This window comes from Variovorax paradoxus B4, assembly GCF_000463015.1.
Classification (GTDB): domain Bacteria; phylum Pseudomonadota; class Gammaproteobacteria; order Burkholderiales; family Burkholderiaceae_C; genus Variovorax; species Variovorax paradoxus_E.
In genome coordinates this window covers 2787246-2810932 of sequence record NC_022247.1, presented here as the reverse complement: position 1 = coordinate 2810932, position 23687 = coordinate 2787246, and the positions used below count along the sequence as shown (strand labels likewise).

Below are 23687 nucleotides of genomic sequence, written 5' to 3'. Positions count from 1 at the left end.
GTCAGCTCGCTTTGTGGGCCTGGGGATAGATCTGGCCGGTGCGCATCAGCTCGAGCACCGTGTCGCGCTTGCGCATCACGTGAGAGATGAGCACCTTGCGCATGCCGGCGGCATCGCGCGCGGCCAGCGCATCGATCATCTGCTCGTGCTCCTCGACGGCGTGCTTCCACTTGGCATCGTTCTGGTTGGTTCGAAAGCGCAGCGACTGCACGCGGGCATTGATGGAGCGGTAGGTGCTGGCGAGCACGGGGTTGCCCGCGGCCTCGTTGATGGCGGTGTGGATGCGCGCGTTGAGGCGGTAATAACCGGAGAGATCGCGCCGCGCGAAGCAGGCCATCATTTCGTAGTGCAGCGCGCGCACCTCGGCCAGTTCTTCGTCCGTGATGCGCTTGGCCGCCAGCTCGCCCGACATGCCTTCGAGCATGGCCAGCACCTCGAAGGTGTTGAGCACGTCGGCCTCGGTGAGCTTCACCGCCACCGCGCCGCGGTTGGGCAGCAGGTCGACCAGCCCTTCGGCCGCCAGCAGCTTGATGGCCTCGCGCAGCGGCGTGCGCGAGACGCGCAGCTGAAGGCAAAGCTCGCGCTCGTTGAGCTTGGCGCCCGGGGCGATGTGCCCTTCGACCAGCATCGTGCGCAGGCGCGAAGCCACCTGGTCGTGCAGCGCGAGGCGCGAGATTTCGATGATGTCTGCGGTCATGTCTGTTTCCCTTGAATGCATTTTGAATGCAAAAAATGACACCAACAACCCCTATACATCAGGGTAAACCATCATGTTTAATTCTATTTTGAATGCAAAACTGAAAGCGAAAGGACAGTCCATGCTGCAACTCGACCTCCATCCCACCGGCCGCCACTTCCTCCAGATCCCCGGACCGAGCCCGGTGCCCGACCGCATCCTGCGGGCCATGAGCCTGCCGACCATCGACCACCGCGGGCCCGAGTTCGGCACGCTGGGGCTCAAGGTGCTCGGCGGCATCAAGCAGATCTTCAAGACGAAGCATCCGGTCGCGATCTACCCTGCCTCCGGCACCGGCGCCTGGGAGGCCGCGCTCGCCAACACGCTGAGCCCGGGCGACCACGTGCTGATGTACGAAACCGGCCACTTCGCATCGCTGTGGCAGAAGATGGCCACGCGGCTCGGCCTTTCGACCGAATTCCTCGCCTGGTCCGGCAAGGACGACCAGTTGCCCGCCGCACCCAGCTGGCGCCGCGGCGTGCAGGCCGACCTCATCGAGGCCCGCCTGCGCAAGGACACCGAAAGGAAGATCAAGGCCGTGTGCGTGGTGCACAACGAAACCTCCACCGGCGTCACTTCCGACATCGCCTCGGTGCGCAAGGCCATCGACGCGGCGGGCCACCCGGCCCTGCTGATGGTCGACAGCATCTCGGGTTTGGCGAGCACCGATTTCCGGCACGACGAATGGGGCGTGGACGTCACCATCAGCGGTTCGCAGAAGGGCCTGATGCTGCCGCCCGGCATCAGCTTCAACGCACTCTCGCCGCGCGCGCTCGAAGCCTCCAAAGGCGCGAAGCTGCCGCGCGCGTTCTGGGCCTGGGACGAGATCGTGGAGATGAACAAGGATGGCTACTGGCCGTACACGCCCAACACCAACCTGCTCTACGGCCTGTCGGAATCGCTCGACATGCTGCTCGGCGAGGGGCTGGACAACGTGTTCGCGCGCCACCAGCGCTGGGCCGCCGGCGTGCGCGCGGCGGTCAATGCCTGGGGCCTGCCGATCCAGTGCGCCGACCCGGCCGTGTATTCGCCCGTGCTCACCGGCGTGATCACGCCCGAAGGCGTCGACGCCGATGCGCTGCGCCGGCTCATCCACCAGCGCTTCGACCTCTCGCTGGGCACGGGCCTCGGCAAGCTCAAGGGCCGCATGTTCCGCATGGGCCACCTGGGCGACAGCAACGACCTGACGCTGGTGGCCATGGTGGCGGGTGTGGAAATGGGCATGAAGCTCAGCGGCATCAAGCTGGCAGGCAGCGGCGTGCAGGCCGCGATGGACCATTTCGCGAACCATGCAGCGGCACCTGTCGGCCTGCAGAAGGCAGCGTAGTCGCAAGAAAAAACACCGGCCGCAGCGCGCCGCTCGAACGGCGCGGCGGCCACCACCACCTGCCGGGCTTTCCAGCCCGGCACGCATCGGACCCACCACACACCGGAGACAAAGATGATGCAGAGACGTTCGCTGATTCAGGCCGCGGGTGCCGCGGCCGCAACGCTGGGCGTGCCCCGGCTCTTCGCGCAGGAGTGGCCTTCGGGGCCGGTGCGCATCGTGGTGGGATTTCCGCCCGGCGGCGGCACCGATGCGCTCGCGCGCGTGGTGGCCCAGAAGCTCACGGTGATGTGGAACCAGCAGGTCATCGTCGAGAACAAGGCCGGCGTGGCCGGCGTGCTGGCGGCCGAATACGTGTCGCAGCAGCCCAGCGACGGCAGCACGCTGCTCATGGCGCACATCAACAGCCATGCGCTCGCGCCCAGTCTGCAGCCCAAGCTGCGCTACAGCGTGGAGCGCGACTTCGTGCCGATCGTGCTGGTGGGCGTCACGCCCAACCTGCTGATCGCCAGCCCGGCGCAGAAGGCGCTCACGGTGAACGACATCGTGGCCGCCTGCAAGGCCTCGCCCGGCACGGTGAGCTTCGGCTCCGCGGGCGCGGGCTCGGCACAGCACCTGGCGCTGGAAATGTTCAAGCTGCAGGCCCGGGTGGATGCGCTGCATGTGCCCTACAAGGGCAGCGGCCCGCTGCTGGCCGACCTGATGGGTGGACAGATCCAGTACAGCTTCGAGACCATGACCGCGGCCACGCCGCACGTGAAGAGCGGCCGCGTGCTGGCCGTGGCGCAAACGCGCACCAAGCGCGCCAAGGGCCATCCGGGCGTGCCCACGATGCAGGAGCAGGGCTTTGCGGGTTTCGAGGCCACCACCTGGTATGGGCTTGCGGGCCCGGGCAAGCTGCCTGCAGGCGTGGCCGAGAAAGTCAATCGCGACGTCAACGCGGTGCTCGCGATGCCCGACGTGCAGGAGCGCCTCGACACCTACGGCGCCGAGGACGGCGGCGGTTCGCAGGACAAGTTCAAGCAGTTCATCGCCACCGAGATCGCCAAGTGGGCGAAGGTGGTGAAGGATGGCAAGGTGCACGTGGATACTTGATTCAAACGCTGTTGTTCGAGGTGCGCTCCCGCCGACGGGGTACCTTGCTCCGCGAATGTCCCCCGCCTTCGGCTCCTCCTTTATTTCGCTGCGCAAGGCACCCCATCGACGGGAGCGTTATGCGGAGCGGTCGTTAGCTGTACACCACGAGCGTGCCCTGTGCACGCGCCCTGTACAGCAGCGCCCCGAACAAAAACGTCCCGAACAAGACAAAAGCAGCGAAGACAATCCCCCCATGACTCCCTCAATGACAGCCCTCGCCAATGCCCTGATCAAGGCCCGCCAAACGAACCAGACGCTCGATGCCACGCCCTGGCTCGGCACGCTGGAGACGGCCGTCCAGGCCTATGAAGTGCAAGACGCCGTCTCTTCGGGGCTGGCCTGGTTCGGCAACGGGACCGTGCCCCGCGTCTGGAAATCCGGCGGCGGCTCGCGCAGCGCCACGCTCACGCATGCACCGCTGCCCCCGGCCGGCGTGCGCACGAGCCCGGCGGACTTCAGCGACCTTGCCTTTCATGTGCCCGGCATCGAGGCGGAGATCGCGCTGCGGCTCGGGCAGGACGTGACGCCCGCCATGGCCGCGACGCTCGACCATGGCGATGCGGCTTCGCTCATCGATGCGATGGCGGTCTCGGTGGAGATCGTCGATTCGCGCTGGCAGGACCTGGCCGCCACGCCCGCGTTGCTGCGCCTGGCCGATTCGCAGGTGCATGGCGCGCTTGTGATCGGCGAATGGCAGCCCTATGCGGCGGTCGACTGGGCTTCGCAGCGCTGCGAAACGAAGGTCGGCCCATCGGAAACCGTGGTGCGCGAAGGCACCCATCCGCTGGCCGATCCGGCGTGGCTCCTGCCGATCTGGCTGCGCCACATCACGCGGCACGGGCAGACGGCGCCGGCCGGCACCGTGGTCACCACCGGCTCATGGGTCGGCATCGTGCCCTGCCGCCGCGGCGATCAGGTGACGGCGGAATTCGCCGGCATCGGCGCGGTGCGTCTGAGCGTGTAGCGCCCTCCCCCCACGCCCGAGCACGCCACCAGGAAGTCGAGCACCGCGCGCACGCGCGCCGGCAAGGTGCCGGCCTTGCCGATGTACACGGCGTGGATCGGCTCCACCTCGCCCGGGTTGAATTCCTCGAGCAGCGGCACCAGCCGGCCGGCATCGATGTCGTGCTGGATGTGATACAGCGACAGCCGCGCCACGCCCGCGCCGGCAATGGCCAGCTGGCGCAGGGTTTCGCCGTCGCCCGCGCGAACCGGCCCGGCCACGGGCAACGCCATCATTCGCCCGTCCACGCGCAGCGGCCAGTCGGGCGTGCTGCGCCGGTAGGTCCAGCCCAGGCGGTTGTGCGCCTCCAGTTCCTGCGGCGTGTGCGGCGTGCCGTACTTGGCGAGGTAATCGGGCGAGGCCACGATGGACTGGCTGGTTTCGCCAAGGCGCCGCGCCACCAGGTCGGATGGCGGCAGCTGGCCCCAGCGGATCGCGATGTCGGCGCGCTCGTCCATCAGGTCGACGATGCGGTCGGTGAGCGCGATGTCCAGCGTGATCTGCGGATGCAGTTCGAGCAGGCGCGGCACCAGCGGTACCAGCCGGTGGTGCCCGAAGGACACGCTCGCGTTGATGCTCACGCGCCCGCGCGGCGCGGCGCCCGCAGCGGCACAGCGCTCGGCCTCGTCCATGTCGGCGAGCACGCGCGTGCTGCGCTCGTAGAAATGCAGGCCCTCGGGCGTGAGCTGCAGCTTGCGCGTGGAGCGGTGCACCAGCTGGATGCCCAGCCGCAGTTCCAGCCGCGCCACGAGCTTGCTCACCGCGGAAGGCGTCATGTCGAGCAGGCGCGCCGCCGCCGAGAACCCACCAGATTCGACCACCTGCACGAAGGCTTCCATTTCGCCGGAGCGGTTGACGTCGATGCGCGGCATGGCGTTTCCTTGCGTCTTTCTATTGTGAGTTCAAGTCACAAGTCTATGTCCGGGCGGCATTCTAGTCATTCTGGCCGCCAGCCCGCACAGTTGAGCCATCATGCCAATCGCTCTGCTCGCCCTTACCGCCGGTGCCTTCGGAATAGGTACCACCGAATTCGTCATCATGGGCCTGCTGATGCAGGTGTCGGCGGATCTCCACGTCTCCATCACGGCCGCCGGCCTGCTGATCTCGGGCTATGCGCTCGGGGTGGCCGTGGGTGCGCCCATCCTGACCATCGCCACCCGCAAACTGCCGCGCAAGACCGTGCTGCTCGCGCTGATGGCGATCTTCACGCTCGGCAACCTGGCCTGCGCGCTCGCGCCCAGCTACGAGCTGCTGATGGCCGCGCGCGTGGTCACCTCGCTCGCGCATGGCACCTTCTTCGGCGTGGGCTCGGTGGTGGCCACCGGCCTGGTCGCGCCGGAACGCCGCGCCTCGGCCATCGCCATCATGTTCACCGGCCTCACGGCCGCCACGTTGCTGGGCGTGCCGGCCGGGGCCTGGCTCGGGCTGCAGTACGGCTGGCGCGCCACCTTCTGGGCGGTGACGCTGATCGGCGTGCTGGCCTTTGCGGTGCTTGCCGTGTTCGTGCCCCGCGTCAAGGGCGAAGCCAGGCCGGCGCCGCTGCGCGAGGAGCTCGCGGTGCTCGCGCGGCCGCAGGTGCTGCTCGGCCTGGCGATGACGGTGCTCGGCTTTGCGGGCGTGTTCGTGGTGTTCACCTACATCCAGCCCTTGCTGACGCAGGTCACCGGCCTGTCCGAATCGGTGGTGTCACCGATCCTGCTGGTGTTCGGCGGTGGCCTGGCCGTGGGCAACCTCCTCGGCGGCAGGCTGGCCGACAGGTCGACCATGCCCGCCGTGCTCGGCACGCTGGTGGCACTGGCCGCGGTGCTTGGCGCGATGCAGTTCACCATCGCAACGCCGTTCACGGCCGTGGTGTTCGTCGGCCTGCTCGGCATCGCTTCGTTCGCCACCGTGGCACCGATGCAGCTGCGCGTGCTCGAGAAGGCCTCGGGCGCGGGCCAGAACCTGGCGTCGAGCCTCAACATCGCGGCCTTCAACCTGGGCAATGCACTCGGCGCGTGGGTGGGCGGCGTGGTCATCGACCATGGCCCGGGTCTGCGCGCGCTCGGCTGGGTGGCTGCGCTGCTCACGCTCATCGGGCTGGCGATCGCGCTCTGGAGCCGCTCGCTCGATCAGCGCGAAGGAAGTGTCTCGACAGCCGATTGCACCTCGGTGCAGGCCTGAACTCTCCATCTTTTTAAATCCACCACAAAGACAACATCATGGAACAACGCTTTCTCGGCCGCTCGGGCTTCAAGGTCCCCGCACTCGGCTTCGGCGCCGGCACCTTCGGCGGACAAGGCCCGCTCTTCAGCGCCTGGGGCAATACCGACGTCGAGGGCGCACGCAGCATCGTCGACCTGGCGCTGGATGCCGGCGTGACGCTGTTCGACACGGCCGACGTGTATTCGAACGGCGCTTCGGAATCGATCCTTGGCGCCGCGCTCAAGGGCCGGCGCGACAAGGCCATCATCTCGACCAAGCTCGCGCTGCGCGCCGGCGATGGGCCGAACGACGTCGGCGCCTCGCGCCACCACCTGATCGCCGCGACCGATGCCGCGCTCGAGCGCCTGGGCACCGACTACATCGACATCCTCCAGCTGCACGCCTTCGATGCGATGACGCCGGTCGAGATGGTGCTCGACACGCTCGACGACCTGGTGCGGGCAGGCAAGGTGCGGCTGATCGGCGCATCGAACTTCTCGGGCTGGCAGCTGATGAAATCGCTCTCGGCCTCCGACCGGCTCGGGCTGCAGCGCTTCGTGGCCAACCAGACCTACTACTCGCTGATCGGCCGCGACTACGAATTCGAACTCATGCCGCTGGGCCTGGACCAGGGCCTGGGCGCCATCGTCTGGAGTCCGCTGGGCTGGGGCCGGCTGACCGGCAAGGTGCGGCGCGGCCAGCCGCTGCCCGCCGGAAGCCGCCTGCATGAAACCGCCGGCTTCGCGCCGCCCGTGGACGAGGAGCGCCTGTACCGCGTGATCGATGCGATGGACCAGGTGGCGGAGGAAACCGGCAAGACCCTGCCGCAGATCGCGCTCAACTGGCTGCTGCAGCGGCCCACCGTGTCGAGCGTGCTGATCGGTGCGCGCAACAAGGAGCAGCTCAGGCAGAACCTCGGCGCGCTCGGCTGGCAACTGAGCGCGGACCAGATCAAGCGGCTCGATGCGGCCAGCGCGGTGACGCCGCCCTACCCTTACTACCCGTACTGGAACGGTCAGTTCTCGGAGCGCAGCCCGGTGGCGGTGTGAGCTGACCGCGGCATGGTCGCGCCGAGCTGGTCGGCCAGCCGGTCGACCTTCTGCTCCGCCTGCCGCAGCGACTCTGCGAGCTGCTCGCCGCCGAACTCGTCGCACTCCACCGCGGCCTCGAACACCTCGGTGATGCCGATGTAGCCGAACACCGATCGCACCGTGCGCTCGGCATGGTTCAGGTGCGCGATGCGCCCGCCCGGGTCGTAGCCGTGGTCGCCGCGCGCGCCGAGCAGCACCATGCGCTTGCCCGCTTCCGCAAGCATCGGCCAGTACGGTACCGCACCGCGCGCACGGTCGAAGCCGAAGGTTCGGCCCACGCGCACGATGTTGTCGATCCAGGCCTTGAACTGCGCGGGCACGCTGAAGTTGTACATCGGCAGGCCCACCACGATCAGGTCGGCGGCAACGAGCTGGTCGACCAGCCGGTCGCTCTCGGCCAGCGCGTCGGCCATCCAGGGTTCGCGCTCGGCAGGTGCGGTGAAAGCGGCGTGGATCCAGCGGGCATCGACATGCGCAGGCGGATGCTGGCCCACGTCGAGGTAGTCGACGCGGTCGTTCGGCCGCGCCGCGCGCCAGCGCTCGACGAAGCGCGCAGACAGCCGGCGCGTGTGCGAGCCATGGGCATCGATGCCGGAGCGGCCCGGGCGGGCGCTGGCATCGATGTGAAGAAGATTCAGGTTCACGGTATTCATGGATGAAATGCTCTGTTCTGTCTTGCACTGCCACAATGGCGGCGCAGGTCCTGAATCTAGAGACACGCGCAACCTTCGACAAACGATCATTTCTCCATCGATGAACGAGATTGGCCCATCCATCCGGCGCCCGCGGCGGCTGCCGCCCCTGCTCTCTCTGCGGGCCTTCGAAGCGGCGGCCGCGCACCTGAGCTTCCAGCGCGCGGCGCTCGAACTTTCGGTGACGCCCTCGGCCATCAGCCACCAGGTGCGCGCGCTCGAAGACACGCTGGGCCGGCCGCTGTTTCGCCGGCTCACGCGGCAGCTCGCGCTGACGCCCGCGGGAGAGCGGCTGTTCGACGACCTGCGCGCCGGCTTCGACGCGCTCGAGGCTGGCGTCGAAAGGCTGCGCCAACCGTCGGCCTTGCAGGCCGTCACGCTCACCACCAACACCGCCTTCGCGGCACGCTGGGTGCTGCCGCGCATGGTGGCTTTTCGCAAGGCCTGCCCCGGCATCGAGCTGCGGCTGCATGCCAGCGACACGCTGGTCGACCTGGCGCGCGGCGGCGCCGACATCGCCGTGCGATCGGGCAGCGGCAACTGGCCGGGCCTGGTGTCACGCGAGCTGATGCCCGAGCGCTACGCGCCGCTGTGCAGCCCGATGCTGGGCCTGAGGCGCGCGAGCGATCTGCCGAAGCACCAGTTGATCCATTGCGACTGGCAGCCCGGCGCCGCAGCGCCCGCGCTGTGGCCGCGGTGGTTCAAGGAAGCCGGCATCGCGCCGCCGCGAGGCCGGTCGATGAAGGCCGCGGGCCTGTCGTTCTCGGACGAGACCCACGCCATCCTTGCCGCGCTCGCGGGCCACGGCGTGGCGCTGCTGAGCCTCACGCTCGCGGCCGAGGAGCTGCGCAGCGGCGCGCTGGTGCAGCCCTTCGGCCCGGCGCTCGACACGGGCAGCTACTTCCTCGCGGTGGCCGCCGGGTATGAGGGCGAACCGGCCGTTCGCGCCGTGTGGGAGTGGATTGCGTCGCAGGCCGCTGAGGGTTGAAATCTGCCCATGCACCCAGAGCGTGCCCTGGTGCGCAGGGCATCGGGTGCTCCCCGCAGCGAAATCAAGGAGGAGGCCGCAGGCCGGGGGACATTCGCGGAGGGGAGTATCCGGTGGCCTGTGCACGCGCCCTGAACAACAACGCCCTGAACAAAGCTCAGCCCGCGCGCAACTGCTCGCGCAACTTCTGCCCGATCTCCGGCCGTTCGAGGAACGGATCGGCCGGGTTTTTGACCGCCACAATGTTCTCCATGCGGCTACGCACATTGCCCAGCGCCTTCGGGTGGCTGAACACGTAGAACTGGTTGTCGCTGATCGCGTCGAACACCTTCGCCGCCACCTCGGCCGCGGTGATCTTGCCGCTGCTCACGGCCTTGTTGCTCATGGCCTGGCCGATCAGCTGGCTCTTGGTGAGCTCGGTTTCCTTAGGCGCGTTCGGCCGGTTGCGCTCGCTGCTCGTGATGCCCGTGGGCACGAAGTACGGACACAGCAGGCTCGCGCCGATCTGGTCGGTGACGAGGTTCAGATCCTGGTACAGCGTCTCGGTCAGGCTCACCACCGCGGCCTTGGCGGCGTTGTAGATGCCCATGTTGGGCGGCGTGAGCAGCCCGGCCATGCTCGCGGTGTTGGTGATGTGGGCGCGGTAGGCCGGGTCTTTCGCGGCGGCCTCGAGCATCATCGGCGTGAACAGGCGCACGCCGTGGATCACGCCCCACAGGTCCACGCCGAGCACCCATTCCCAATCGGCCACGGTGTTTTCCCACACCAGGCCGCCCGCGCCCACGCCGGCGTTGTTGAACACGAAGTGCGGCGCGCCGAAGCGCTCCTTCACGGCGGCGGCCAGGGCCTCCATCTGGGCGGCGTCCGATACGTCGACCTTGCGGGCCAGCACCTGCACGCCGGCGGCTTCCATCTCGGTGCGCGCCTTGTCGAGCGCGTCCTGCTGCACGTCGACCAGCACGAGGTTCATGCCGCGCGCGGCCCCGATGCGCGCGCACTCGAGGCCGAAGCCCGAACCCGCGCCGGTGAGTACGGCCGTCTTGCCCTTGAAGTCCTGAATCATTTGCCGGTGTCCTTCTTGCGTTGAATGTCTCTGACGTTGGAGGCACCATTGAAATACGGAATGCGCCGCAGCGCAGTCACGAAGGTGCCCCGTGCCGGCGCGTTCTTTCAGGCCTCCGCTTTCTTCAGCACATAGCCGATGCGCGGGAAGTGCACGTACACCGTGCCCACGCGCTCGCTGCTGCGCTCCAGCGTGTAGTGCGTGCGCGTGGCGGCCACCAGCGTGCCGGGGGTTTCCTCGAGGCCGAAGCTCTCGGCACGCACCGTGACCGCGCTGCCCAGCGCAATGCCATGATCGTCCTGGAAGGTGCTGTCGGTCAGCAGGGTGTGCGGCGTGGCGGCCTTGGCGATGGCAATGGCTTCCTCCGCGCTGGATTTCTCGGTCGTGCCATGGCCGATGGCGGCCATGCGATCCATCCAGTCGACCACCGCGGGCGTGAGGTCGAGGATGCCGCGCACCGAGTCGATGCGGCGCGTGTACCAGAGCGGGTGGTAGGCCGAGAAGTCGGCAATGCACGGCGCCTCGCCCAACAGGTAGGGCTTGTCGTCGAGCATGTCGGACAGGCGGCGCAGGTACGACTTGTAGGCGCCGGCGGCGTCGGCCGGGCGCAGCCGCGCCATGTTGCCCGCACTCATCTTGCCGCGGTCTTCGCCGAAGGCCTTGGCGACCTCGGGCGGCGCCTTGGCAAACACTTCGGCCGCGCCCTTGGGCTGCAGGTTCCAGGCCATCGCGGCCCAGAACAGCGTGGTGTCGGCCCATTGCGCAAGGATGCGCGACATGCCCTTCTCGGGCTCGGGATAGAGCGTGGCTTCGGGCTGCAGGTGCTCGAGCACGTCGGCGATGAGCGCGCTGTCGCAGTACATGTCGGCGCCGATCTGCAGGAACGGCGTCTTGCGGTAGCCGCCCGTGAGCACCTCCACGTCTGGCTTGGGCATGATGGCCGGAATGAGGACGGACTTCCAGGGCAGCTTCTTGGCACCGAGGATGAGCCGCACCTTCTCGGAAAACGGCGAGGTGTTGTAGTGGTGCAGGATGAGGTCGGCCATGTGCTGTTTCCCGTGGGTGGAGTGCTTGCTCGACTGTCGCCGTATTCAGCGCGGTTGCGCGCGCTCGATGATCGAATCGAAATCGGTGCCCGCACCCAGCGTGCCGAACACGTTGCCCCAGTCGCCGCCCAGGCGCGATGCGCAGAAGGCATCGGCGACGGCCGGCGGCGCGGTTTGCGCGAGCAATGCAGCCTGCACCGCCAGGGCCACGTCCTGCGCCAGGCGGCGCGCCTCGGCCTCGGAAGCCATGGCCTCGATGCGTGCCGGAAGCGCGTCGGCCAGGCGGTCGAGCGCCGCATGCTGGCCGCGCGCGGGGGCCAACTCTTTCGCGAGTGCCGCCACCGCATCACCCTTGCGCAGGCCGCGCAGCAGGTCGAGCGCCATGATGTTGCCGGCGCCCTCCCAGATCGAGTTGAGCGGCATCTCGCGGTAGATGCGCGCCATGATGCCTTCGCCCCCCTCTTCCACATAGCCGTTGCCGCCGAGGCATTCCATGGCTTCCTGGGCGAAGTGACTGCCGCGCTTGCAGACCCAGAACTTGGCGACGGGCGTGAGCAGGCGCGCCATCAGGCGCTCGTGCTCGTCGGCCTGCCGGTCGAAGGCGCGCGCGAGGCGGATGGCCAGTGCAGTGGAAGCTTCGCTTTCGAGGGCGAGGTCGGCCAGCACGTTCTTCATGAGCGGCTGCTCGATCAGCGGCTTGCCGAAGGCCTTGCGCTGGCTGGCGTGGTTGAGCGCAATGCCGAGCGCCTGCCGCATCAGGCCACTGGTGCCCAGCGCGCAGTCGAGCCGGGTCATGGTGCCCATCTCGAGGATCTGCGGAATGCCGCGCCCCTCTTCGCCCACGAGCCACGCGCTGGCGCCGTGGAACTCGACCTCGGAACTGGCATTGGCCTTGTTGCCGAGCTTGTCCTTCAGGCGCTGGATGTGCATGGCGTTGCGGGTGCCGTCGGGCAGCACGCGCGGCAGGAAGAAGCAGCTCAGCCCGGCGGGCGCCTGCGCGAGCACCAGGAAGGCGTCGCACATCGGCGCCGAGAAGAACCACTTGTGGCCGATGATCGCGTAGCGCTCACCCCAGACGTCGCTGCCATCGCGCACGGCCCGCGTGGTGTTGGCGCGCACGTCGGAACCGCCCTGCTTCTCGGTCATGCCCATGCCCATGGTCACGCCGGCCTTGTCCTTGAACGAAGCAAGCGCCGGGTCGTACCAGAGGCTGCCGAGCTTCGGGCCCCAATCGGCATACACGGCGGCGTTGCTGCGCAGCGCGGGTGTGGCCGCGTAGGTCATCGAGACGGGGCAAAGGATCGACGGCTCCAGCTCAGTGAAGAGCATGAAGCCGGCCGCCCGCAGCACATGCGGGGAAGCGGAAGTGCCCGTCCAGGGGGTGCCGTGCAGGCCCGCGCCCACCGCGGCGGCCATGAGCAGGTGATAGCTCGGATGAAACTCCACCTCGTCGATGCGCCGCCCGAAGCGGTCGTGCGTGTGCAGCTCTGGCGTGTGGGTATTGGCGAGCCGCGCATGGGCCTGCATCTCGGCCGAGCCCAGGGTGACCCCGAGCTCCTGCAACTGCGCCACATGTAGCTGCGGCGCGTTGAATTTCAACGCATCGCGAAGGGGCCGGTTGGTTTCGAAGAGGTTGTAGTCCACCAGCGGCTCGGGCTGGTTGAAGACCTCATGCGTTCCAGCATTCTTCATACAGAACCTCCGATGGATCAGTTCCAGAGGCGAGCTTAGTCCTAGATCAGTTTGACCAGTTGCTTGCCGAAATTCTTGCCCTTGAGCAAACCCAGGAAGGCTTCAGGGGCGGATTCGATGCCTTGCGCAATCGACTCGCGCGGCTTGAGTTTGCCGGAGGCCACCAGCGCGCCAAGCTCGGCCAGCGCCTCGGGCCACACCTCCATGTGCTCGCTCACGATGAAGCCTTCGATCTTCATGCGGTTGATGAGGATCAGCGCCGGATTCGCGAGCGGCAGCGGCTGGCCGTCGTAGCCCGCGATCATTCCGCACAACGCAACGCGCGAGAAGGCGTTGGCGCGCAGCAGCACGGCGTCGAAGATGTAGCCGCCCACGTTCTCGAAGTAGCCGTCGATGCCGTTCGGGCAGGCTTCCTTGAGCGCGGCGCTCATGCTCTTCACGTCGGGATGCTGGCGGTAGTCGATGCAGGCGTCGAAGCCGAGCTCGTCGGTCACGTACTTGCACTTGTCCGGGCCGCCCGCGATGCCCACCACGCGGCAACCGCGCGCCTTGGCAAGCGCGCCGAAGGCGCTGCCCACGGCACCGCTGGCGGCCGTGACGACCATCGTCTCGCCGGCCTTCGGCGCAATGATCTTCACCAGGCCGTACCAGGCGGTGACGCCCGGCATGCCCACTGCGCCCAGGTAGTGCGACAGCGGCACGTGCGTGGTGTCGACCTTCTTCAACGCGCCGGGCTGCGAGGCATCGACCACGCTGTATTCCTGCCAGCCGCCGAAGCCCACCACCTTGTCGCCCATCGCGAACTTGGGGTGCCTGCTTTCGACCACTTCGCCGGCCGTGCCGCCCTGCATTACCTGGCCCAGCGGCTGCGGCTGCGCATAGCTCTTGGAATCGTTCATGCGGCCGCGCATGTACGGGTCCAGGCTCATGTAGTGGTGGCGCACCAGCACCTGGTTGTCGGCGAGCGCGGGTGTTTCGGCAGTCACGAGCTTGAAATTGCCGGCCACGGCTTCGCCATCGGGGCGGTTGTCGAGGTGAATCTGTTTGTTGGTGGGCATGGAGGTCTCCGGAGAAATGCCGTTAATCGGTAGAAGGCGGACGCATCGCGTTGGCGCTGGCGGGCCCCGTAGGCAGGCGGCGCTTCACGTACTTGAAGGTGCCGGTGGCATGCGCGCACACGCGCTCCTGCTCGTCATAGATCTTGGCTTCGGTGAAGGCCAGCGTCGCGGTGCGGTGGATCAGCGTGCCGCGCGCATGCAGCGGCCCGACCGAAGGCTGCATGAAGCTGGTCTTCATCTCGATGGTGACCACACCCGTCTCGGGCGCCACGCTGCGCGCCGCGGCCGCCATGGTGATGTCGAGCAGCGTCATGCAGGCGCCGCCATGCGTCACGTCGAAGGTGTTGAGGTGTTCGGGTTTGGCGGTGTAGACGATTTCGGACTCGCCGCCCTCGAACTTCGTAAGCTCGAAGCCGAGGTGGCGCGCGAACGGAATCTGGCTCGTGTACGAGCGGACGTTGATGTCGGTGAAGTCGGAGGAAGGCATGTTGCGGTTTACTTGTGTTCTAGGCCCCGAGCACCACGCTGACGCCACCATCCACAGCCAGCCACTGGCCGGTGATGTGCTTGCCGGCATCGCTCGCATACAGCAGCGTGAGCCCCTTCAGGTCTTCGTCGTCGCCAAGGCGGCCGAGCGGCGCATGCGAGGCCATCTTTTCCTCGCCCAGCGACTTGATCAGGCCCGCCGCCATCTTCGTCATGAAGAAGCCTGGGCAGATCGCGTTCACGTTGATGTTGTACTTGCCCCATTCGGCGGCCAGCGTGCGCGTGAAGCCGATCACCGCCGTCTTCGAGGTGTTGTAGGCCAGCGTCTGCATCTCGGGCGGGTTGCCGTTCAGGCCCGCGATCGATGCGATGTTGATGATGCGGCCCGTCTTCTTCGGAATCATGTAGCCGTTGGCGACATGCTGCGACAGGATGAAATAGCCGCGCACGTTGAGGTTCATCACCTTGTCCCAGGCCTCGACCGGATGGCTCTCGGCCGGCGCGCCCCAGCTGGCGCCCGCGTTGTTTACGAGGATGTCGATGGCGCCCATGCGCTGCAGCGTCTCGTCGGCCAGGCGGCGGGTGTCTTCTTCCTTCGAGCAGTCGGCGGCGATCCAGCGCGCGTCGATGCCGGCCGATTGCAGCTCGGCGGCAGCCTGCTCCAGGTCGTCAGCCTTGCGCGAGCTCAGCATGATCTTTGCGCCAGCCTCGCCGAGCGCATGCGCCATCTGCAGGCCCAGGCCGCGCGAGCCGCCGGTGATGAGGGCGGTCTTACCGCTGAGGTCGAACAGCTGTTGAATGGTGCGGGCGGTCATGGATGTCTCCGTTGTTCTGGTTGGATGTTCAGGCGATGTAGTCCATGCACTGGCGCGCTTCGCGCACCGCGCCGATGAAGGGCTTCAACGCCACGTGCTGCGGATGGTCTGAATAGGCGGCGAGCGCAGCCGTATCGGTGAATTCCGAATACAAGATCAGGTCGCAGGTGGCTTCGAGCCCGGGCTGGGCAATGGCCACCTCGAAACGCAGCGTGCCGGGCGACAGTTTGGCGCAGGCATCGAGCAAGGCCTTGGCCTTCAGCAGGTTGGTTGCCTTGTCGGCGCCTTCGGCATGTTCCTTGAACTTCCACATCACGATGTGCTTGAGCATGGCCTGCCTTTCGCTGTTATTTGTCGTTGAGGCGCGAGCGCACGTAGATGAGCACGAAGCCCACCAGGGCGACCACGCCGCCGGGCACGGCCATCGACCAGCCGAGCGCCGGCTCGGTGCGGCCCGTGGCAATGCCGAGAATCACGAGAAACAGGCCGCCGTAGATCAGGATCCAGATCCACTTCTCGAGCCGCGCGTGCGGCTTCGGCGGCTTGACGGGGTTGGGAGTGTTGTTGGGGGCGGCGTTGGCCATTGTCAAAAAGCGTCCTCGGGCAATGCTGTACAGGTAGGGTCGCGGCTTTCGACCACGTTGAGCCAGGCACCGATTTTCGGCAGCTCGTAGTGGAAGAAGTAGTCCGTGGCGCCTATCTTGCCAGCTGTTACCGCCCTCGCCTTTTCCGCATCGATTTCGAGTGCCCGCCGCGCCACGTCCAGCCAGATCCAGGCCAGCACGGTGTGGCCGAAGGCCTGCATGTAGGGCACGGCGTTGGCCAGCGCGTCGGCCGGATCGCCGGTGGACCAGGCGGCCTCGGTGGCGCTGCCTATGCGCTGCAATGCGGCCCCCAGCGCCTTGGCATGCGCCGCTAGCGCGGGCACCTTGGCCGCATGGCCGATGGTCTCGGTGATGCGTCCGCCCAGCAACTGCAGGCCGCGGCCCTTTTCCATCAGCACCTTGCGGCCCAGCAGGTCGGCCGCCTGGATGCCGTGCGTGCCCTCGTGGATCATGTTCAGGCGGTTGTCGCGCCAGTACTGCTCCACCGGAAAATCGCGCGTATAGCCGTAGCCGCCGTGCACCTGGATGGCCAGCGAATTGGCTTCCAGGCACCACTCGCTGGGCCAGCTCTTGGCGATGGGCGTGAGCACCTCGAGCAGCAGGCGCGCGTCGTCCGCGGCCTGCGCGTTGCCGGTTTTCTGCTCGTCGACCAGCCGCGCGCAGTACAGCTCCAGTGCCAGCGCACCTTCGCAGTACGCCTTCTGCGCGAGCAGCATGCGGCGCACGTCGGCGTGCTCGATGATGCGCACCTGCGGGCTGGCCGAGTCCTTCGCGACCGCCGTGCCGGGCTGCTCCGCCTTCTTCACGAGCCGGCCTTGTGGCCGGGTCTTTGCATAGTCGAGCGAGGCGTGGTAGCCGGCCATGCCCAGCATGGTGGCGGCGGTGCCGACGCCGATGCGCGCCTCGTTCATCATGTGGAACATGCAGTGCAGGCCCTTGCCGGGCTCGCCGACCAGGTAGCCCACCGCGCCTGCCTTGCCGCCGACCGGGTACTTGCCCTCGCCGAAGTTCAGCAGCGTGTTGGTGGTGCCGCGCCAGCCGAGCTTGTGGTTGAGGCCCGCCAGCGCCACGTCGTTCCTGCTGCCCAGCGTGACCTTCACGCTGCCAGCCTCCCCCTCTCCCGCTTGCGGGAGAGGGCCGGGGTGAGGGTTCTCCACGTTCACCAGCCACTTCGGCACGATGAACAGGGAAATCCCGCGCGTACCCGGCACCAGCTTGCCGCTGGCGTCCGGAATCTTGGCAAGCACGATATGCACGATGTTCTCGGTGAGCTCGTGGTCGCCGGCCGAGATCCACATCTTGTTGCCTGTGAGCCGATAGCGCGGCCCGAGCGGATCGCCCTGGTAGTCGTCGCCATCGGGCACGGCGCGCGTGGCCACGTCGCTCAGCGACGAGCCGGCCTGCGGCTCGGACAGGCACATGGTGCCGGCCCAGCGGCCCGAGAATTCGTTCTTGGCGAACACTTCCTTCTGCATCTCGGTGCCATGCACCATCAGCAGGTTGGCGTTGCCGCTGGTGAGCATGTTCGAGCCGATACTGACCGACGCCATCGCGAAGAAGCTGTTGGCCGCAGCCTGCAGCGTGTAGGGCAGCTGCATGCCGCCAATGTCGTAGTCCTGCGCCGCGCTCATCATTCCCGATTCGACAAAAGCCTTGTGCGCATCGTGCGTGGCCTGCGGCAGGACGACCTTCTCGCCGTCGAAATGCGGCTCCTGCGTGTCGACGATGCGATTGGCCGGCGCGTACTTTTCGCGCGCAATGCGCTCGCAGGTGTCGAGCACCGCATCGAAGGTCTCGCGCGAATGGTCTGAAAAGCGCTCGCGCTGGCTCAGCGATTCCGCGTCGAGCCAGTCATAAAGCAGGAAGTCGAGGGTGGGACGCAGGCTCATGATCGATCTCGGTGTGAATGGATGCGCGGGCTCTGCGCCAGGAACACCGCGGAACCGGCTTTACCAGGCCGCCGGTGTTGCCCCCGGAAGGGGGTTGGCGGAGGCGATACGTAGTGCGCCGCAGACTGGGGGAGAGTCAAAGCACCTCGAAGACGCCGGCAGCACCCATGCCGCCGCCGATGCACATCGTGACCAGCACCTTCTTCGCACCGCGGCGCTTGCCTTCGATGAGCGCGTGGCCCGTCAGGCGCTGGCCGCTCACGCCGTAGGGGTGGCCCACGGCGATGGCGCCACCGTCCACGTTCAGGCGGTCGCCCGGAATGCCGAGCTTGTCGCGGCAATAGATCACCTGCACCGCGAAGGCCTCGTTGAGTTCCCACAGGTCGATGTCGTTGACCGTGAGGCCCAGGCGCTTGAGCACCTTCGGAATCGCGAACACCGGGCCGATGCCCATTTCGTCGGGCTCGCAGCCGGCCACGGCAAAGCCGAGGAAGCGACCGAGCGGCTTCAGGCCCTTTTGCTGCGCGTACTTCTCGTCGACCACCACGCAGGCGCCGCCGCCGTCGGAGAACTGGCTGGCATTGCCGGCCGAAATGAGACCACCGGGCAGTGCCGGTCGAATGCCGCTGATGCCTTCCTTGGTCGTGCCGGCACGGATGCCTTCATCGTTCTCGACCGTGACTTCCTTGGTGCGCAGGCCCATCACGGGATCGGCCACGCCGGCCAGCACGGTGATCGGTGCGATCTCTTCCTTGAAGCGGCCGGCTTCGAGCGCGGCGGTGGCCTTCTGCTGGCTGGCGGCGCCGTACTCGTCCATGGCGTCGCGGCCGATGTTGTAGCGCTTGGCCACCTGCTCGGCCGTCTGCAGCATGTTCCAGTAGATCTCGGGCTTGTGCTTCACGAGCCAGGGGTCGGCCAGCATGTGCTTGTTGGCTTCGTTCTGCACGCAAGAGATGCTCTCCACGCCGCCAGCCACGTACACCTCGCCCTCGCCCGCGATGATGCGCTGCGCCGCGGTGGCGATGGTCTGCAGGCCCGACGAGCAGAAGCGGTTGATCGTCATGCCCGAGGTGGTGACCGGGCAGTCGGCGCGCAGCGCGATCTGGCGCGCGATGTTGGAGCCGGTGGCGCCTTCGGGCGTAGCGCAACCCATGATCACGTCGTCGACCTCGGCGGCTTCGATGCCGGCGCGCGAGATGGCGTGCTGCACGGCGTGGCCGCCGAGCGTGGCGCCGTGCGTCATGTTGAAGGCACCCTTCCAGCTCTTCGCGAGCGGCGTGCGGGCGGTGGAAACAATGACGGCGCTGGTCATGGTGAGGTCCTTTGAAGATGGAAGGAAAAGAAGGTTGTCGTCATTGCGCCGGCGCAGCGTTGGTGTTGCGCAGGAGCTGGTGATAGAAGCCGATCATCTCGCCGTAGTTGGAGATGGCCAGGCGCTCGTTGTTGCCATGGAAACGCGCAAGGTCCTCGCTCTTCATGCGGAACGGCGAGAAGCGGTAGACGGCGTCGCTCACCAGGCTGAAGTGGCGCGAATCGGTGGCTGCGGTCATGAGGCCGGGCGCGACCACCACATCGGGAAACGACTGCCGCACCGCCTGCTGGATCGCGCGGTAGCCGGTGCTGTCGGTCGGTGAAACGGGCGATGGCTCCGAGTTGCCGGGGTAGCGCTTGATCTTGATCTCGTCGTTGCCCAGGCTCTTGCGCAGGTGCGCCTCGACGCTGTCGATGCTGTCGCCCGGCAGGATGCGGAAGTTGACCGCCGCCTCGGCGCGGCCCGGCAGCACGTTGTCCTTGTTGCCGGCGCGCACGATGGTGAGCGCGGTGGTGGTGCGCAGCATCGCGTTGCTGCTCGGGCTTTTTTCGAGCTGGCCGCGCACCAGCGGCTCGGTGAGCCACAGGTTGGAGAGCATCACGCGGTTGACGCCGCCCATCTCGGGTGCGAGCGCGCCGAACATCTGGGCTGCCACGCCCTGGATGCCGCCGGGCATCGGGTTGGCTTCGAGCCGCGCGAGCGCCGCGCTCATGCTGCCGATGGCACTGCGCTGCGGCGGCATCGACGAATGGCCGGGGGCGGTGTCGAGCGAAAGAAAGAAGGTGCCATAGCCCTTCTCGGCCAGTCCGATGAGCGCCGCGGGCTTCGAAAGGCCGGGCAGCACGCCGTCGAGGATCAGCAGGCCCTCGTCGAGCACCCAGTCGAGGCGCACGTTGCGCGACTTGAGCAGTTCGGCAATGGGCTGCGCGCCGCGCAGGCCGCTCACCTCTTCGTCGTCGCCCATCACGAGGTAGACGGTCTGCCTCGGCTGGAAGCCGCTGCCGATCAGCAGCTCGATGGCTTCCATCTGCGCGAACAGGTTGCTCTTGTTGTCGAGCGTGCCGCGGCCCCAGACGAAGCCGTCCTTGATCTCGCCCGCGAAGGGATCGACCGTCCAGGCTTTCTCGGTGCCCGGGGCGATCGGCACCATGTCCTGGTGCGCCATCAGCGCGATGGGCAAGGCCTTCGGATCGGTGCCGCTCCATGTGTAGAGCAGCGCCCTCTGGCCCACCACTTCCTTCTTGAGGGTCGCGTGGACCTTCGGGAACTGCTGCGCGAGATAGGCGTGAAGCTTGTCGAACTCGGCCGCGTTGGCGGCCGGATCGTCCATGGCCGACACCGTGCGAAACGTGATTGCCGCGGACAGCCGCTTCGCGGCCGCCTGCAGGTCGATGTCCAGCTTGGGTGCGGGCGCCACCGCCAGCTGCTGCGATGGCGTGGTCCAGGTCTTGACCGCCACGGCCGCCACCAGTGCCAGGAGCACCAGCAGCAGCCCGAGGAAGATGCGTTTCAACATGGGCAGTCGATGTCCCGTCGCGATCAGCCGAACTGCTTGCCTTCGGCCGCCAGCTTCTGGATCAGCGGCGCGGGCTGCCAGAACTCGGCATCGTCGCGCGGGTTCCTGGCAAAGCGCTTCATGGTTTCGGCCACGTTGTACAAGCCGACCTGCGATGCGTAGTGCATCGGGCCGCCGCGCCAGATCGGGAAGCCGTAGCCGGTGAGGTACACCATGTCGATGTCGCCGGACTTCGAGGCAATGCCATCCTCGAGGATGTGTGCGCCTTCGTTGACGAGCGCATACACCAGGCGCTGCACGATCTCTTCATCGGAAATCTTGCGCGGCGTGATGCCCAGTTCCTTGCGGTGGTCCTCGATCATCTTGTTGACCAGCTCCGATGGAATCGCATCGCGCTTGCCGGCCTGGTAGTCGTACCAGCCCGCCCCGGTCTTCTGGCCGAAGCGGCCCAGTTCGCAGAGCTTGTCGGCCGTGCGGCTGTACTTCATGTCCGGGTATTCCACGGCGCGGCGCTTGCGAATCGCCCAGCCGATGTCGTTGCCGGCCAGGTCGCCCATGCGGAACGGGCCCATGGCAAAACCGAACTTCTCGACGGCCTTGTCGACCTGCTGCGGCGTGGCACCCTCGTCCAGCAGGAAGCCTGCCTGGCGCGAGTACTGCTCGATCATGCGGTTGCCGATGAAGCCGTCGCACACGCCCGAGACCACGGCCGTCTTCTTGATCTTCTTGCCAATGTCCATGACGGTTGCCAGGACGTCCTTGGCCGTTTCCTTGCCGCGCACCACTTCGAGCAGCTTCATCACGTTGGCCGGGCTGAAGAAGTGCATGCCGACCACGTCCTGCGGGCGCTGAGTGAAAGCCGCGATCTTGTCGACGTCGAGCGTCGAGGTGTTGGAAGCCAGGATGGCGCCCTTCCTGGCCACGCGGTCGAGTTCCTTGAACACCTTCTCCTTCACGCCGAGTTCCTCGAACACCGCTTCGATGATCAGGTCGGCATCCTTCAGGCCGTTGTAGTCGAGCGTGGTGCTCAAAAGCGCCATGCGCTGCTCGTACTTGTCCTGCTTGAGCTTGCCCTTCTTGACCTGGGATTCGTAGTTCTTGCGGATGGTCGCAATGCCGCGGTCGAGCGCTTCCTGCTTCATCTCGAGAATCTTCACGGGAATGCCCGCATTCAGGAAGTTCATCGAGATGCCGCCGCCCATGGTGCCGGCGCCGATCACGCCCACCGACTTGATCTCTCGCTTGGGCGTGTCGTCGGGCACATCGGGGATCTTGGAGGCCGCGCGCTCGGCCATGAACAGGTGGCGCAGCGCCAGCGATTCGGGCGTGAACATCAGCGCGGTGAAGATCCGGCGCTCTTCGGCCATGCCTTCGTCGAACTTCATCCTGGTGGCGGCCTGCACCGCATCGACGCACTTGAGCGGCGCCGGATAGTTCTTCGACATGCCGCCGACCATGTTCTTCGCGAACTGGAAGTAGGCATCGCCCTGCGGGTGCTTGCACGGCAGGTTGCGCACCAGCGGCAATGCGTCGCCGGTCTTGCCCGCGACGCCCTTGGCGAATGCAACGGCTTCCTCGAACACCGATTCGGGCGAGGCCGCGAGCTTGTCGAACAGCTTCTGGCCCGGCAGGCTGGCGAGCAGTTCGCTCTTGACGGGCTCGCCGCTCACGATCATGTTGAGCGCGGTCTCCACGCCCAGCACGCGCGGCAGGCGCTGCGTGCCGCCGGCACCGGGGATCAGGCCCAGCTTGACCTCAGGTAGTGCAATGCTGGTGCCGGGCGCCGCCACGCGGTAGTGGCAGCCGAGCGCCAATTCGAGGCCGCCGCCCATGCACACCGAATGGATCGCCGCGACGATCGGCTTGGGCGAAGCCTCGAGCGCGAGGATCACGCTCAGCAGGTTGGGCTCCTGCAGCGCCTTGGGTGTGCCGAACTCCTTGATGTCCGCACCGCCCGAGAACGCCTTGCCGGCGCCCGTGATGACGATGGCCTTGACGGCATCATCGGCATTGGCCTTCGCGAGCCCATCGGTGATGCCGATGCGGGTCGAGAAACCGAGACCGTTGACCGGAGGGTTGGTCAGTGTGATCACGGCGACATCGCCGAGCACTTTGTATTCAGCCGTCATGCTGCGTTCCTTGGTGTGTGAAGAAAAAGAAGAAAAAGCACGAGTGTTCTTTTTCGAGGGATTCTAGGCGTTTCGCGTGGCTCAACAATGGCACGCAGTCGCTGTTGGGACAAGAGGATCCGGGGCGCGGCCCGGATCCCTGGGGGGCTTCTTCAGACCTCTAGCCACTCTTTGCGAGTGGTGGCGTCGGCGCGCAGGCTGTCGGGGGTGCCATCGAACACGATGCTGCCGTGCCCCATCACGAGCGCGCGGTCCGAGATCTGCATCGCGATGGTCAGCTTCTGCTCGATCAGCAGCACCGAGATGCCCTTGTCCTTGAGCGTCTTCAGGTACTGCCCCACCAGCTCGACGATCTTGGGCGCAAGGCCTTCGGTGGGCTCGTCGATGATGATCAGGTCCGGGTCGCCCATCAGGGTGCGGCACAGCGTGAGCATCTGCTGCTCGCCGCCCGAGAGCACGCCGGCCTCGGTATGCTGGCGCTCCTTCAGGCGCGGGAACATGCCGTACATGTCGTCGAAGGACCAGCGGCTGCCCTTGCCCGATCCTTTCTGGCCCAAGAGCAGGTTCTGGTGCACCGTGAGCTTGGGGAAGATGTCGCGGTTCTCGGGCACGTAGCCGATGCCCAGGTGTGCGATCTCGTAGGCCTTCCTGCGCAGGATGTCCTGCTCCCTCCAGCGCAGCGTGCCCTCGGCATGCACCAGGCCCATGATGGCCTTGGCGGTGGTCGAGCGGCCGGAGCCGTTGCGGCCCAGCAGCGCGACGATTTCGCCGGCGCCGACGTTGAAGGAAACGCCATGCAGCACATGGCTCTTGCCGTAGTAGGCGTGGATGTCGTGAAGCTTCAGCATGTCAGTTGACTCGCGGCACGTTGTTGTTGCAGGTTGCTTGTGTTCGAGCGCTCTTGTTCAGGGCGCGTGC

Annotated in this window: 22 protein-coding genes; 6 read left to right on the top strand and 16 right to left on the bottom strand. The window is 66.9% G+C overall.

Annotation, left to right across the window (positions count from 1 at the left end; genetic code table 11):
- Position 1 precedes the first annotated feature (1 nt).
- A complete protein-coding gene (locus VAPA_RS13025; protein ID WP_021007240.1) occupies positions 2-697 on the bottom strand; it encodes a GntR family transcriptional regulator in 696 nt (231 codons plus the stop codon).
- A 121-nt stretch (positions 698-818) separates the two neighbouring features.
- Here VAPA_RS13025 and VAPA_RS13020 point away from each other — a divergent pair, with 121 nt between their 5' ends.
- The 3 genes from VAPA_RS13020 to VAPA_RS13010 all read left to right on the top strand — a co-directional run bounded on the left by VAPA_RS13020 (position 819) and on the right by VAPA_RS13010 (position 4164).
- Positions 819-2063: a pyridoxal-phosphate-dependent aminotransferase family protein gene (locus VAPA_RS13020; protein WP_021007239.1), complete on the top strand. Its 1245-nt coding sequence runs from the start codon at positions 819-821 to the stop codon at positions 2061-2063.
- Between the two features lie 117 nt (positions 2064-2180).
- Positions 2181-3158 (top strand): Bug family tripartite tricarboxylate transporter substrate binding protein, encoded by a 978-nt coding sequence (locus VAPA_RS13015; RefSeq protein WP_021007238.1) that lies wholly within the window; start codon positions 2181-2183, stop codon positions 3156-3158.
- Positions 3159-3393: 235 nt separating this feature from the next.
- Positions 3394-4164 (top strand): fumarylacetoacetate hydrolase family protein, encoded by a 771-nt coding sequence (locus VAPA_RS13010; RefSeq protein ID WP_021007237.1) that lies wholly within the window; start codon positions 3394-3396, stop codon positions 4162-4164.
- Here the strand turns inward: VAPA_RS13010 and VAPA_RS13005 are convergent.
- Complete coding sequence (locus tag VAPA_RS13005; RefSeq protein ID WP_021007236.1) at positions 4113-5075, bottom strand: LysR family transcriptional regulator; 963 nt, start codon at positions 5073-5075, stop codon at positions 4113-4115. The two genes, VAPA_RS13010 and VAPA_RS13005, sit on opposite strands and share 52 nt — an antisense overlap.
- A 100-nt stretch (positions 5076-5175) precedes the next feature.
- On the opposite strand from VAPA_RS13005, the gene VAPA_RS13000 reads away from it, so the two are divergent.
- Together VAPA_RS13000 and VAPA_RS12995 are read left to right on the top strand one after the other, a co-directional pair.
- On the top strand, positions 5176-6366 hold the full coding sequence (locus VAPA_RS13000; protein WP_021007235.1) for an MFS transporter: 1191 nt from the start codon (positions 5176-5178) through the stop codon (positions 6364-6366).
- Between the two features lie 38 nt (positions 6367-6404).
- Positions 6405-7436: an aldo/keto reductase gene (locus VAPA_RS12995; protein ID WP_021007234.1), complete on the top strand. Its 1032-nt coding sequence runs from the start codon at positions 6405-6407 to the stop codon at positions 7434-7436.
- Here the strand turns inward: VAPA_RS12995 and VAPA_RS12990 are convergent.
- Positions 7403-8131 carry an FMN-dependent NADH-azoreductase gene (locus VAPA_RS12990; RefSeq protein WP_021007233.1) on the bottom strand — a complete coding sequence of 243 codons (729 nt, stop codon included), beginning with the start codon at positions 8129-8131 and terminating at the stop codon, positions 7403-7405. The two genes, VAPA_RS12995 and VAPA_RS12990, sit on opposite strands and share 34 nt — an antisense overlap.
- Positions 8132-8231: 100 nt before the next feature.
- Between VAPA_RS12990 and VAPA_RS12985 the strand changes: the two genes are divergently transcribed.
- Positions 8232-9158 (top strand): LysR substrate-binding domain-containing protein, encoded by a 927-nt coding sequence (locus VAPA_RS12985; RefSeq protein WP_021007232.1) that lies wholly within the window; start codon positions 8232-8234, stop codon positions 9156-9158.
- A 157-nt stretch (positions 9159-9315) separates the two neighbouring features.
- Here VAPA_RS12985 and VAPA_RS12980 read toward each other — a convergent pair whose 3' ends face one another.
- From VAPA_RS12980 to VAPA_RS12920, 13 genes are all read right to left on the bottom strand, one after another.
- Positions 9316-10221 carry an SDR family oxidoreductase gene (locus tag VAPA_RS12980; protein ID WP_021007231.1) on the bottom strand — a complete coding sequence of 302 codons (906 nt, stop codon included), beginning with the start codon at positions 10219-10221 and terminating at the stop codon, positions 9316-9318.
- 107 nt (positions 10222-10328) lie between these two features.
- Positions 10329-11267: a glutathione S-transferase family protein gene (locus VAPA_RS12975; protein WP_021007230.1), complete on the bottom strand. Its 939-nt coding sequence runs from the start codon at positions 11265-11267 to the stop codon at positions 10329-10331.
- A gap of 45 nt (positions 11268-11312) precedes the next feature.
- A complete protein-coding gene (locus VAPA_RS12970) occupies positions 11313-12959 on the bottom strand; it encodes an isovaleryl-CoA dehydrogenase (RefSeq protein ID WP_021007229.1) in 1647 nt (548 codons plus the stop codon).
- A gap of 41 nt (positions 12960-13000) precedes the next feature.
- Positions 13001-14017 carry an NADP-dependent oxidoreductase gene (locus tag VAPA_RS12965; protein ID WP_021007228.1) on the bottom strand — a complete coding sequence of 339 codons (1017 nt, stop codon included), beginning with the start codon at positions 14015-14017 and terminating at the stop codon, positions 13001-13003.
- A 22-nt stretch (positions 14018-14039) separates the two neighbouring features.
- Positions 14040-14504, bottom strand: a complete 465-nt coding sequence (locus VAPA_RS12960; protein ID WP_021007227.1) for a PaaI family thioesterase — start codon at positions 14502-14504, stop codon at positions 14040-14042.
- Positions 14505-14523: 19 nt separating this feature from the next.
- Positions 14524-15318 (bottom strand): SDR family oxidoreductase, encoded by a 795-nt coding sequence (locus VAPA_RS12955; protein ID WP_021007226.1) that lies wholly within the window; start codon positions 15316-15318, stop codon positions 14524-14526.
- 28 nt (positions 15319-15346) lie between these two features.
- Positions 15347-15649: a Dabb family protein gene (locus tag VAPA_RS12950; protein WP_021007225.1), complete on the bottom strand. Its 303-nt coding sequence runs from the start codon at positions 15647-15649 to the stop codon at positions 15347-15349.
- 16 nt (positions 15650-15665) lie between these two features.
- Positions 15666-15902: a hypothetical protein gene (locus VAPA_RS12945; RefSeq protein ID WP_021007224.1), complete on the bottom strand. Its 237-nt coding sequence runs from the start codon at positions 15900-15902 to the stop codon at positions 15666-15668.
- Positions 15903-15904: 2 nt separating this feature from the next.
- The gene (locus VAPA_RS12940) at positions 15905-17812 is read right to left on the bottom strand and encodes an acyl-CoA dehydrogenase (protein ID WP_021007223.1); all 1908 of its coding nucleotides are present in this window, start codon (positions 17810-17812) and stop codon (positions 15905-15907) included.
- 136 nt (positions 17813-17948) lie between these two features.
- Complete coding sequence (locus VAPA_RS12935; protein WP_021007222.1) at positions 17949-19124, bottom strand: acetyl-CoA C-acyltransferase; 1176 nt, start codon at positions 19122-19124, stop codon at positions 17949-17951.
- 40 nt (positions 19125-19164) lie between these two features.
- On the bottom strand, positions 19165-20640 hold the full coding sequence (locus tag VAPA_RS12930; protein ID WP_021007221.1) for a M20 family peptidase: 1476 nt from the start codon (positions 20638-20640) through the stop codon (positions 19165-19167).
- Between the two features lie 23 nt (positions 20641-20663).
- Positions 20664-22769: a 3-hydroxyacyl-CoA dehydrogenase NAD-binding domain-containing protein gene (locus tag VAPA_RS12925; RefSeq protein WP_021007220.1), complete on the bottom strand. Its 2106-nt coding sequence runs from the start codon at positions 22767-22769 to the stop codon at positions 20664-20666.
- Between the two features lie 152 nt (positions 22770-22921).
- Positions 22922-23617 (bottom strand): ABC transporter ATP-binding protein, encoded by a 696-nt coding sequence (locus VAPA_RS12920; RefSeq protein WP_021007219.1) that lies wholly within the window; start codon positions 23615-23617, stop codon positions 22922-22924.
- Between the last annotated feature and the right edge of the window lie 70 nt (positions 23618-23687).

Excerpts from the sequence above, each read along its gene's own strand:
- VAPA_RS13025 (WP_021007240.1), bottom strand. The coding sequence starts at position 697 with ATGACCGCAGACATCATCGAAATCTCGCGCCTCGCGCTGCACGACCAG.
- VAPA_RS13020 (WP_021007239.1), top strand. The coding sequence starts at position 819 with ATGCTGCAACTCGACCTCCATCCCACCGGCCGCCACTTCCTCCAGATC.
- VAPA_RS13015 (WP_021007238.1), top strand. The coding sequence starts at position 2,181 with ATGCAGAGACGTTCGCTGATTCAGGCCGCGGGTGCCGCGGCCGCAACG.
- VAPA_RS13010 (WP_021007237.1), top strand. The coding sequence starts at position 3,394 with ATGACTCCCTCAATGACAGCCCTCGCCAATGCCCTGATCAAGGCCCGC.
- VAPA_RS13005 (WP_021007236.1), bottom strand. The coding sequence starts at position 5,075 with ATGCCGCGCATCGACGTCAACCGCTCCGGCGAAATGGAAGCCTTCGTG.
- VAPA_RS13000 (WP_021007235.1), top strand. The coding sequence starts at position 5,176 with ATGCCAATCGCTCTGCTCGCCCTTACCGCCGGTGCCTTCGGAATAGGT.
- VAPA_RS12995 (WP_021007234.1), top strand. The coding sequence starts at position 6,405 with ATGGAACAACGCTTTCTCGGCCGCTCGGGCTTCAAGGTCCCCGCACTC.
- VAPA_RS12990 (WP_021007233.1), bottom strand. The coding sequence starts at position 8,131 with ATGAATACCGTGAACCTGAATCTTCTTCACATCGATGCCAGCGCCCGC.
- VAPA_RS12985 (WP_021007232.1), top strand. The coding sequence starts at position 8,232 with ATGAACGAGATTGGCCCATCCATCCGGCGCCCGCGGCGGCTGCCGCCC.
- VAPA_RS12980 (WP_021007231.1), bottom strand. The coding sequence starts at position 10,221 with ATGATTCAGGACTTCAAGGGCAAGACGGCCGTACTCACCGGCGCGGGT.
- VAPA_RS12975 (WP_021007230.1), bottom strand. The coding sequence starts at position 11,267 with ATGGCCGACCTCATCCTGCACCACTACAACACCTCGCCGTTTTCCGAG.
- VAPA_RS12970 (WP_021007229.1), bottom strand. The coding sequence starts at position 12,959 with ATGAAGAATGCTGGAACGCATGAGGTCTTCAACCAGCCCGAGCCGCTG.
- VAPA_RS12965 (WP_021007228.1), bottom strand. The coding sequence starts at position 14,017 with ATGCCCACCAACAAACAGATTCACCTCGACAACCGCCCCGATGGCGAA.
- VAPA_RS12960 (WP_021007227.1), bottom strand. The coding sequence starts at position 14,504 with ATGCCTTCCTCCGACTTCACCGACATCAACGTCCGCTCGTACACGAGC.
- VAPA_RS12955 (WP_021007226.1), bottom strand. The coding sequence starts at position 15,318 with ATGACCGCCCGCACCATTCAACAGCTGTTCGACCTCAGCGGTAAGACC.
- VAPA_RS12950 (WP_021007225.1), bottom strand. The coding sequence starts at position 15,649 with ATGCTCAAGCACATCGTGATGTGGAAGTTCAAGGAACATGCCGAAGGC.
- VAPA_RS12945 (WP_021007224.1), bottom strand. The coding sequence starts at position 15,902 with ATGGCCAACGCCGCCCCCAACAACACTCCCAACCCCGTCAAGCCGCCG.
- VAPA_RS12940 (WP_021007223.1), bottom strand. The coding sequence starts at position 17,812 with ATGAGCCTGCGTCCCACCCTCGACTTCCTGCTTTATGACTGGCTCGAC.
- VAPA_RS12935 (WP_021007222.1), bottom strand. The coding sequence starts at position 19,124 with ATGACCAGCGCCGTCATTGTTTCCACCGCCCGCACGCCGCTCGCGAAG.
- VAPA_RS12930 (WP_021007221.1), bottom strand. The coding sequence starts at position 20,640 with ATGTTGAAACGCATCTTCCTCGGGCTGCTGCTGGTGCTCCTGGCACTG.
- VAPA_RS12925 (WP_021007220.1), bottom strand. The coding sequence starts at position 22,769 with ATGACGGCTGAATACAAAGTGCTCGGCGATGTCGCCGTGATCACACTG.
- VAPA_RS12920 (WP_021007219.1), bottom strand. The coding sequence starts at position 23,617 with ATGCTGAAGCTTCACGACATCCACGCCTACTACGGCAAGAGCCATGTG.